The organism is Streptomyces sp. M2CJ-2 (genome assembly GCF_016757295.1).
Lineage (GTDB): Bacteria > Actinomycetota > Actinomycetes > Streptomycetales > Streptomycetaceae > Streptomyces.
In genome coordinates, this window is sequence record NZ_JAESIF010000012.1 from 136,203 (window position 1) to 146,946 (window position 10,744).

At 68.9% G+C, this 10,744-nt stretch carries 4 protein-coding genes and 1 tRNA gene; 1 reads left to right on the top strand and 4 read right to left on the bottom strand.

Translation table 11 applies throughout. The features are described from left to right. Nucleotides 1–14 precede the first annotated feature (14 nt). Together JL475_RS13075 and JL475_RS13080 are read right to left on the bottom strand one after the other, a co-directional pair. Complete coding sequence (locus tag JL475_RS13075) at nucleotides 15–692, bottom strand: two-component system response regulator (protein WP_202277757.1); 678 nt, start codon at nucleotides 690–692, stop codon at nucleotides 15–17. A gap of 336 nt (nucleotides 693–1,028) precedes the next feature. After that, the gene (locus JL475_RS13080) at nucleotides 1,029–6,503 is read right to left on the bottom strand and encodes a HAMP domain-containing protein (RefSeq protein WP_202277758.1); all 5,475 of its coding nucleotides are present in this window, start codon (nucleotides 6,501–6,503) and stop codon (nucleotides 1,029–1,031) included. 445 nt (nucleotides 6,504–6,948) lie between these two features. On the opposite strand from JL475_RS13080, the gene JL475_RS13085 reads away from it, so the two are divergent. After that, a complete protein-coding gene (locus tag JL475_RS13085) occupies nucleotides 6,949–9,693 on the top strand; it encodes a SpoIIE family protein phosphatase (protein WP_202277759.1) in 2,745 nt (914 codons plus the stop codon). A 52-nt stretch (nucleotides 9,694–9,745) separates the two neighbouring features. Here the strand turns inward: JL475_RS13085 and JL475_RS13090 are convergent. After that, nucleotides 9,746–9,818: transfer RNA gene (locus JL475_RS13090), tRNA-Thr, on the bottom strand. Nucleotides 9,819–9,896: 78 nt separating this feature from the next. Then, complete coding sequence (locus JL475_RS13095) at nucleotides 9,897–10,559, bottom strand: DegT/DnrJ/EryC1/StrS family aminotransferase (RefSeq protein WP_202277766.1); 663 nt, start codon at nucleotides 10,557–10,559, stop codon at nucleotides 9,897–9,899. Between the last annotated feature and the right edge of the window lie 185 nt (nucleotides 10,560–10,744).

A 10,744-nucleotide genomic window follows, 5' to 3' on the forward strand; every position in this document is an offset into this window, starting at 1 on the left:
CCGTGCCCTGCCGGTCAGTTCTGCGACGGTACAGGCGACGCGGGGCCCGTGCCCGGCTCCAGCGCGTCCAACGCGCGCCGCAACCCCGTGAGCTTGCGCTCCAGGTGGGCCGCCGTGGCCACCGCGGCAGCGTCGGTCGATTCGTCGTTGAGCTGCTTGGTCAGGGCCTCGGCCTGTTCCTCGACAGCCGCGAGCCGCGCGGAGAGTTCGGCGAGCAGGCCGACGGGTTCCTTCTGTTCCCCGGCCTCCTTCTCGTCGCCCTCCAACTGGAGTCGCAGCAGCCCCGCCTGCTCCCTCAGCTGGCAGTTCTTCATGTACAGATCGACGAACACCGAGACCTTCGCGCGCAGCACCCACGGGTCGAACGGCTTGGAGATGTAGTCGACCGCACCTGCCGCGTAGCCGCGGAAGGTGTGGTGCGGGCCGTGGTTGATCGCGGTGAGGAAGATGATCGGGATGTCCCGGGTCCGCTCCCGCCGCTTGATGTGCGCCGCGGTCTCGAAGCCGTCCATGCCCGGCATCTGGACATCCAGCAGGATGACCGCGAAATCATCCGTGAGCAGTGCCTTGAGCGCTTCCTCCCCGGACGATGCCCGTACCAGCGTCTGATCGAGCGCCGAGAGGATCGCCTCCAGCGCCAGCAGATTCTCCGGCCGGTCATCGACCAGGAGGATCTTGGCCTTCTGCACCATGGCCCGCCCTCCTCGCCCCGGCTTGGGGCCTCCCCTGTCCGCAGGACCTGGATGGACACCGGCGGGTGCCGCCCCAGGGGACGACTCCCTTGCGCCGCCCGTCCTTGTGCCGGTCATCGTAGCCGCACCCCGCCTGTCGCCACACCCTGTCACCGTGATGTCACTGTGCACGTAGCGAAAACGCGGCAGGAGACCAGAAGGTTCCCCGGATCACGTACTTCTACACAACTTCGCGCACACCAAGACAACGATTCCCCGTGCGCGGCGAAGCCTTCCACCACCATCGCACGCCGAGGGGGCGCCGCCCACGCGCCCCCTCCTCCCGTGGTGTCGCCCTCAGGCCCCCCTCATCCACTCCTGCATCACCGACAGCAGGTGATCGGGGTCGACGGGCTTCGTCACGTAGTCGGAGGCTCCCGACTCGATCGCCTTCTCACGGTCGCCCTTCATCGCCTTCGCGGTGAGCGCGATGATCGGGAGCCCCGCGAACTGCGGCATCCGACGGATCGCCGTCGTCGTCGCGTAACCGTCCATCTCGGGCATCATGATGTCCATCAGGACGACCGCCACGTCGTCGTGCTGCTCCAGCACCTCGATGCCCTCGCGGCCGTTCTCCGCGTACAGCACGGAGAGGCCGTGCTGCTCCAGGACGCTGGTCAGCGCGAACACGTTGCGGATGTCGTCGTCGACGATGAGCACCTTCTGCCCGCCGAACCGGATACCGCGGTGCGACCGGGCCGCCGGCTCCTGTTCCTGCTCCGTGCCGGCCCCCTGCTCGGAGGCCTGCGGCGTGGGTCCCCGGTCCAGCTGGGGCAGCGGCCTGCGGCGCCGCCGGAACAGCGCGGCCGGACCGTTCTGGGTCTCCCGGTACGACGTCACCTCGACCGGTGTCGCGACCGCCGGGTCGGCGGACGCCGCCGACGCCGCCGGACCGCCGCTCTCCAACGTCGGCATGGACTGCTGGTAACCGTGCGGGGGCAACTCGCTCGGGTACAGCGGGAGATACAGCGTGAACGTGGAGCCGCGGCCCGGTTCGCTCTGCGCGTGGATCTCACCGCCGAGCAGTTGCGCGATCTCCCTCGAGATGGACAGACCGAGCCCCGTACCGCCGTACTTGCGGCTGGTCGTGCCGTCCGCCTGCTTGAACGCCTCGAAGATCACCCGCATCTTGCTGGAGGCGATCCCGATGCCCGTGTCGGACACCGAGAACGCGATCAGGTCGGCGTCCGGGTCGGTCAGCGAACCGGCCTCCAGCAACTGCTCCCGGATGGCCTGCGGAACGTCGTCCCGGGCCGGCCGGATGACCAGCTCGACCGAGCCGGAGTCGGTGAACTTCACCGCGTTCGACAGCAGGTTGCGCAGCACCTGGAGCAGTCGCTGCTCGTCGGTGTGCAGCGTGGCCGGCAGCTCCGGGGAGACCCTGACCGACAGGTCCAGGCCCTTCTCCGCGGTCAGCGGCCGGAAGGTGGCCTCCACGTAGTCCACGAGCTGGACGAGCGCGATACGCGTCGGGGAGACGTCCATCTTGCCCGCCTCGACCTTCGACAGGTCGAGGATGTCGTTGATCAGCTGCAGCAGGTCGGAGCCCGCACCGTGGATGGTCTCGGCGAACTCGACCTGCTTCGGGGAGAGGTTCCCCTCGGCGTTGTCGGCGAGCAGCTTGGCCAGGATCAGCAGGGAGTTGAGCGGCGTCCGCAGCTCGTGCGACATGTTGGCCAGGAACTCGCTCTTGTAGCGCATGGAGACCGCGAGTTGCTCGGCGCGCTCCTCCAGGACCTGCCGTGCCTCCTCGATCTCGGTGTTCTTCACCTCGATGTCGCGGTTCTGCCGCGCCAACAGCTCGGCCTTTTCCTCCAGTTCGGCGTTGGACGCCTGCAGCGCCTTCTGCCGCTGCTCCAACTCAGCCGAGCGTTCACGGAGTTGTTCGGTCAGCTCCTGCGACTGAGCCAGCAGCAGCTCCGTCTTGGTGTTCACCGAGATGGTGTTGACGCTCGTCGCGATCATCTCGGCGATCTGGTTCAGGAAGTCCTTCTGGATGTGCGTGAACGGAGTGAAGGAGGCCAGTTCGATGACGCCCAGCACGGTCCCCTCGAACAGCACCGGAAGCACGATCACCTGGGCCGGCGGTGCCTCCCCGAGCCCCGAGGAGATCTTCAGGTAGCCGCTGGGCGCGTTCTCCACCAGAATCGTGCGCTTCTCGATGGCGGCCGTCCCGATGAGCCCCTCACCGGGCCGGAAAGACGTCGGCATGGAGCCCAGCGAGTAACCGTACGAACCGAGCATGCGCAGCTCGTACTGGTCGTCCTCGGTGACGCTCACGTCCTCCCCGTCGACCAGCGGCATCGAGAGGAAGAACGCGCCGTGCTGCGCGGAGACCACGGGCGTCAGCTCGCTCATGATCAGCGAGGCCACGTCCTCCAGGTCCCGGCGGCCCTGCATCAGCGCGGAGATGCGGGCCAGATTGCCCTTCAGCCAGTCCTGCTGCTTGTTGGCGATCGTGGTGTCGCGCAGGTTGGCGATCATCTTGTTGATGTTGTCCTGGAGTTCCTGGATCTCCCCGGACGCGTCCACGTCGATCTTCAGGTTCAGGTCGCCGCGGGTCACCGCGGTCGCCACGCGGGCGATGGCCCGCACCTGCCGGGTCAGGTTCCCGGCCATCTCGTTCACGGACTCGGTCAGGTCCCGCCAGGTGCCGTCGACGTCCCGCACACGTGCCTGACCGCCGAGCTGCCCCTCGGTGCCCACCTCGCGCGCCACCCGCGTGACCTCCTCGGCGAACGAGGACAGCTGGTCCACCATCGTGTTGATGGTGGTCTTCAGCTCGAGGATCTCGCCCCGCGCGTCGATGTCGATCTTCTTCGTCAGGTCACCCTTGGCGATGGCCGTGGTCACCATGGCGATGTTGCGCACCTGACCGGTCAGGTTGGACGCCATCCCGTTCACCGACTCGGTGAGGTCCTTCCACGTACCGGCCACACCCGGCACGTGCGCCTGACCGCCGAGGATGCCGTCCGTACCCACCTCGCGGGCCACCTTGGTGACCTGCTCGGCGAACGAACTCAGCGTCCGCACCATGATGTTGATGGTGTCGGCGAGCTGCGCCAGCTCACCGCGCGCCTCGATGGTGACCTGTCGCGTCAGGTCACCGCTGGCGACCGCGGCGGAGACCTCGGAGATGTTCCGCACCTGGGTGGTGAGGTTCTTGGCCATCAGGTTGACGTTGTCGCTCAGGTCCTTCCAGATGCCCGTGACCCCGGGCACGTGGGCCTGGCCGCCGAGGATGCCCTCGGTGCCCACCTCACGCGCCACCCTGGTCACCTGCTCGGCGAAGCTCGACAGCTGGTCCACCATCGTGTTGACGGTGGTGACGAGCTCGAGGATCTCGCCCTTGGCGTCGACGGTGATCTTCTTCGACAGATCGCCCCGGGCCACCGCGGTGGTGACCTCGGCGATGTTGCGCACCTGGAGGGTCAGGTTGTTCGCCATGCCGTTCACCGACTGGGTGAGGTCCTTCCAGGTGCCGGAGACGCCCTGCACCTCGGCCTGGCCGCCGAGCTGGCCCTCGGTGCCCACCTCCCGGGCCACCCGCGTGACTTCCTCGGCGAACGACGACAGCTGGTCCACCATCGTGTTCAGGGTGTTCTTCAGCTCCAGGATCTCGCCGCGCGCGTCCACGGTGATCTTCTGCGACAGGTCGCCCCGGGCCACCGCCGTCGCCACCTGGGCGATGTTCCTCACCTGCGCGGTGAGATTGCCGGCCATGCCGTTCACGGAGTCGGTGAGGTCGCGCCACACCCCGGCGACACCGGGCACCTGCGCCTGGCCTCCGAGCCGGCCTTCCGTACCCACCTCCCGGGCCACCCGCGTGACCTGGTCGGCGAAGCTCGACAGCTGGTCCACCATCGTGTTGACGGTGTTCTTCAGCTCCAGGATCTCGCCGCGCGCGTCCACGGTGATCTTCTGCGACAGGTCGCCCCGGGCCACCGCCGTCGTGACCTGGGCGATGTTGCGCACCTGGCCGGTCAGATTGGACGCCATCGAGTTGACGGAGTCGGTGAGTTCCTTCCAGGTGCCCGACACGCCGTCCACGCGGGCCTGACCGCCCAGGCGGCCCTCCGTGCCCACGTCCCGGGCCATGCGCGTGACCTGGTCGGCGAAGCTCGACAGCTGGTCCACCATCGTGTTGACGGTGTTCTTCAGCTGAAGCATCTCGCCGGAGACATCGACGGTGACCTTCTGCGACAGGTCACCGTTGGCCACCGCCGTCGTGACCTGGGCGATGTTCCTCACCTGACCGGTGAGGTTGCGGAACGCGGTGTTGACGGAGTCCGTCAGGTCCTTCCAGGTACCCGCCGCCCCCGGCACCTGCGCCTGACCGCCCAGCTCACCCTCGACACCGACCTCGCGCGCCACCCGCGTGACCTCGGCGCCGAAGGAGGACAGCTGGTCCACCATCGTGTTGACGGTGTTCTTCAGCTCCAGCATCTCGCCGGCCACGTCCACGGTGACCTTCTGCGACAGGTCACCGTTGGCCACCGCCGTCGTCACGGCGGCGATGTCCCTCACCTGGGTGGTCAGGTTCCGGAACACGGTGTTGACGGAGTCCGTCAGGTCCTTCCAGGTACCGGCGGCGCCCGGCACGTTCGCCTGACCGCCCAACTGTCCCTCGGCCCCGACCTCGTTGGCGACCCGGGTCACCTCGTCCGCGAAGATCCGCAGCGTCTCGGTCATCTGGTTGATCGTCTCGGCGAGCTGAGCGACCTCGCCGCGCGCCGGTACGGTCACCTTCCGCGACAGGTCGCCGTTGGCGACGGCGGTCGTCACCTCCGCGATCCCGCGCACCTGGGCCGTCAGGTTCCCGGCCATGGTGTTCACCGAATCGGTGAGTTCCTTCCACACGCCGTCCACCCCGGGCACCTGTGCCTGCCCGCCCAGCGCGCCCTCGGTGCCCACCTCGCGCGCGACGCGCGTCACCTCGGAGGAGAACGCCGAGAGCTGGTCCACCATCGTGTTGACGGTGTTCTTCAGCTCCAGCATCTCGCCTTCGACGTGCACGGTGACCTTGCGTGACAGGTCGCCGCGGGCGACCGCCGTCGTCACCAGCGCGATGTCGCGCACCTGCGCCGTCAGCCGCTCCGCCATGGTGTTGACCGAGTCCGTGAGGTCCTTCCACGAACCGGACATGCCGCGCACCCGGGCCTGACCGCCCAGCTTGCCCTCGGTACCGACCTCGCTGGCCACGCGGGTGACCTCGTCGGTGAAGCTCGACAGCTGGTCGACCAGGTTGTTGACGGTACGGCCGACCTTCAGGAACTCTCCGCGCAGCGGCTGCCCCGATCCGTCGGTGACCTGCGTCCGCAACTCCATCCGCGGCGACAGATCACCCTCGGCCACCGCCGACAGCACCCGGCTGACCTCGGAAACGGGCCGTGCCAAATCGTCCACCAGCGCGTTCGAGTTGTCGATCGCGGTCGACCAGGAGCCCTCGCAGGGCCCCGTCTCCAGGCGCTCGGTGAGCTTCCCCTCACGCCCCACCATGCGCCGCACCCGCGCCAGTTCACCCGTCAGATGAAGATTGCGGTCGGCCACCTCGTTGAAAACCGCGGCGATCTCCGACATCGGGCCGTCACCGGACACCGTGAGCCGCTTGCGGAAGTTGCCGTCCCGCATCGCCACCAGAGCCGCCATCAAACGGTTCAGGGCCGCCGAGTCCACCTCGGTGGTCCCGCCTCGCGCCCTGCCCTGCCCACTCAGGGACCGTCCGCCCTTCGCGCGCGTGTTCGTGCCCCGCGTCGCTGCGCCAGACTCCACTGTGTCCCTCCCGCAGGGGTCGACCGTTACTGCTTGTGCTCGGGCACACCGCACGGCGCGACCGTGAAAGCTGTTTCTGCTGTTTACTCTGCTTACTCGTGCATGTTCCCGTACTGCCGCGATACCTGCCCGGCCGACCGGGGTGCCACCCGGGGCCACTGCCCGCCCGGCACGGAAGACACCCCGCCCGTCCTGACCTTCGCAACAACAAGCCTGCCCAGTGTTTCACCCCCACCGAACCAGGCCATAACAGTTCGGCAGCTTCGCACACCGTCCGCACAGCTTCCGAGCGTCGGACACCTCCGGACGGAAACACCGCAGACCGGTATCCGCTCGGACCGCGAAGGTAAGTAACCTTGCATGCGGCTGTCCAGCCACGCCGGTCCGTCCGGCCCGGGCGATGGCCGGCACGGAGTCGAGCGGGCATCGGAGGGCGGCCGCACACATGACCACCGGACTGATCCCGGGGGACCAGCCCCCGGACCCACGGCCGACGAACGGCCTGCCGCACCAGCGGGACGAACCGGTCGGCTGTGGAACCATGCTCGCAGAGAACCGGTCGAGGAGTTCTGTGATCACCGCGCGCGCGGCCGCCAGCTTCGAGCCCGTCGGGCGCTCGGTCGCGAGCGCCCGCGCCTTCGTCCGCGACACCCTCCAGGGATGGGGGTTCGCCGACGTCATCGACGACGCCGTGGTCCTCACCAGTGAGCTCGTCACCAACGCCGTGGTCCACGCCGGCACCTCCGCCGACCTCCTGTGCCTGCGCAGCGACGACGGCGTACGGATCGAGGTGGCCGACCGGTATCCGGAACGCGAAGTGCCGCTCCAGGGCTCGGCCGCCACCATGGGCAGCCCCGACCGCGAGGGCGGACGCGGCCTCCAGCTCTGCGCGGCCCTGGCCGACCGCTGGGGCGTGGAGTACAGCCCCACCTACAAGACCGTCTGGTTCCAACTCGACATTCCCGAGCGCCCGGTGGGCACCCGCGCGGCCGGTCCGGCACTGCCGTCCGACCTCCTGCCCATCGCCGACACCCGGGTCCGCGTCGCCGTCGTGCAGATCGACCGGATCGGCGCCATCTCCTCCTGGAACGAAGACGCGGAAGAACTCTTCGGATACAGAGCCGACCAGGTCACCGGCAAGCCGCTCACCGATCTCGCGGCCTGGCCGCACACTCCCGGCACCGGCACCGGCATCGCGGAGGCGCTCCAGCTCTCCCGCTGGGAAGGCAGCTACGGCATAAGGGACGCCCACGGCCGAGTGACCCCCGTCTACGCCTCCCACCTGCGCGTCCGCGACGCGGACGGCGATCCGTCCACCGTGTGCCTCCTCGTCAGGGACCACGAACGGGCCGTCCTGCAGACCCCGTTGCGGGCCCCCGCCTCCGACACCTCAGAGAACCAGAGCACCGACCCCTTCGAGGTGTTCATCGGCTCACCCGCCCCCGACGACCTCGACAGCCTCCTCCAGCGCACGGTGGAACGCGCCCGCGACATGCTCGACGGCGACTCCGCCTTCCTCCTGCTCGCCACCGACGACGAGACCGAACTCGAGGTACGCGCCTCCACCGGCCTGCCCTCCGCCCGACAGCGCTTCGCCCGCGTCCCGGTGGAGGCCGGCTCCGGCCGCTACGGCTCCGCCCGGATGCCGTCCGTCCACGACGACCTCGCGGCCCTGCCCGGCGCGGTCCCCCTCCTCAACGGCACCGGCATGCGCTCGGTCGTCACCGTCCCGCTCAAGGTCGAGGGCCGCCTCACCGGCTCTCTCGGCGTCGCCGCGGAGGGAGCAGGCAGATACTCCAACGAGGAGGCGCTACGCCTCCAGTTCGCCGCCGACCGCATCGCCCTGGCCGTCGAGTCGGCCCGCCTGGGCGAGCTGGAACGACTGCGCCGCGGCTCACTGAGCTTCCTCGTCGAGGCCTCCGACCTGCTGGCCGGCACCCTGGACCGCGATCAGACCCTGGCGCTCATGGCCCAGATGACCGTTCCCACCCTGGCCACCTGGTGCGCCGTCTACACGATCGCCGACCAGGCCTCCGAGCCGTATCTCTCCTACGTCCTGCACGAGGACGAGGAACTCATCGACGGCATCAAGTCCCTGCTCTCGAAGATGCCCCCGCCCGACCCGGTCCCCACCCCCGGCGCCCGCGTGTGGTCGGCGCCCGGCGAGGTGGCCCATCAGGCGGCCCTGCGCACCTCCATGCGCAGCCTCGGCCTGAGCGGCGGCCCGAGCACCCAGGTCACCCCCGGCATCGGCCCCACCCTCACCACGGCCGCCGCGGTGGGCGGCGAGACGGTGGTCCTCCCCCTGGTCGCCCGCAACCGCGTCATCGGCATGCTGACGCTCGGCAAACCGACCGACGAACACTTCCGGCAGGAGATCCTGGAACTCGCCGAGGACCTCTCCCGCAGAGCCGCTCTGGCCCTGGACAACGCCCGCCTCTACTCAGAGCGCACGGCCATCAGCCAGTCCCTCCAACGCAGCCTCCTGCCGCCGGAACTCCCCGTGATCGACGGCGTCGAGGTCGAGGTCATCTACCGCGCGGCCGGCGAGGGCAACGAGGTCGGCGGCGACTTCTACGACCTGTTCCCGATCAGCGACGGCGCCTACGGCTTCGCCATCGGCGACGTCTGCGGTACGGGCCCGAACGCCGCGGCCGTCACCGGGCTGGCCCGGCACGCCCTGAGGCTGCTGGCCCGCGAGGGCCTCAGCGGCCCGGCGGTCCTCGAGCGCCTGAACTCCGCCATCCTCGACGAGGGCGCCCGCAGCCGCTTCCTCACCCTCCTGTACGGCGAGCTGCGCCCGCAGGAGGACGGCAGCGCGGAGTTGAAGGTGGTCTGCGCGGGCCACCCCCTCCCGCTGCGCCTGCGCCAGGACGGCACCGTGGAACCCGCCGCCGAACCGCAGCCCCTCCTCGGCGTCCTCGAGGACCTGGATCTGTACGAGCAGACGGTCACCCTCGACCCGGGCGACGTCCTGCTGTGCGTCACCGACGGTGTCACCGAGCGCCGTGAGGGTCTGAACATGCTGGGCGACGACGGCCTCACCGAGGTCCTGACGACCTGCACGGGCCTCACCGCGGGCGCGGTCGCCGCCCGCATCATGCGCGCCGTGGAACGCTTCGCCTCCGACGCACCTTCCGACGACATGGCGATCCTCGCCATGCGCGTACCGGGCCTCCACCAGGACTGAGAGCCAGGGCATGAGAAAGGCCCCGCCCGGGAGGGCGGGGCCTTTCTGTCGGAGCCCCCAAACGGAATCGAACCGTTGACCTTCTCCTTACCATGGAGACGCTCTGCCGACTGAGCTATAGGGGCCTGTTACCGCTCTGCGGTTTCCCGCGGTGGCAACGGAATAGATCATACCCTGACCGGCCCTGTGCTCCCAACCACGATTCAGAGAGCCGGCTGGAGCAACCCGCCCAGCGCGTTGCAGGCCGACGCCACACGCTGCATGTCCCGCTTGGTCAGCGAGGCGTCCACAGGCAGGGCCAGCGTCTCGTCGACGGCCCGCTCGGTCTCGGGCAGAGACACGCACCGCCGGAACCCGGGCAGCCGGTGCACGGGCGTCTTCACCGGCACCCTGCACTCAACCCCCTTGGCCCGTACGGCTTGTGCAAAAGCATCCCGGTCCGGGCGACCGTTCCCGGGCACTCGCACGACGTACTGCTGGTAGGTGTGCCCGTCACCACCGTCGGGCGTGCGAACACCCCGCAGTTTCGCATCGAGGTAGGCCGCCCGCGCCCTGCGCCGAGCGATTTCGTCGTACGACCCCTCGGACTCCCCGCGCTCCAGTATCAGCAGGCCGTGCCGCTGCCCGAGGGTGTGCAACCGGGCGATGTCGGCCTGCCTGCCGAAGCGGTGGACGGCAACAACGGCTGCCGTCCGCGGAGTTATGGCTGCTTCCACAGCAGCCGGCGCGAGGCAGTAAGTCACCGGATCTATCTCGGCGAACACCGGCAACGCGCCTGCAAGGGTGACAGCCTCGACGACTTCCACGTTCCCGAAGGCGGACACGACCACCTCGTCACCGACTCCGACACCGGCGGCCCTGAGCAGTGCAGCAGTACCCATGGGATGGATGTTCGTGGCACAACGTGAACTTCAAGTGACGCAGAACAAAAAAGGGTTGGACCCAGAACCGAAGTCCTGGGTCCAACCCTGTCACAATTTGTTCGGCGGCGTCCTACTCTCCCACAGGGTCCCCCCTGCAGTACCATCGGCGCTCTGGGGCTTAGCTTCCG

What these genes read in the sequence shown, in the direction of transcription:
- JL475_RS13075 (WP_202277757.1), bottom strand. Translation starts at nt 692, where the DNA reads ATGGTGCAGAAGGCCAAGATCCTCCTGGTCGATGACCGGCCGGAGAAT.
- JL475_RS13085 (WP_202277759.1), top strand. Translation starts at nt 6,949, where the DNA reads ATGACCACCGGACTGATCCCGGGGGACCAGCCCCCGGACCCACGGCCG.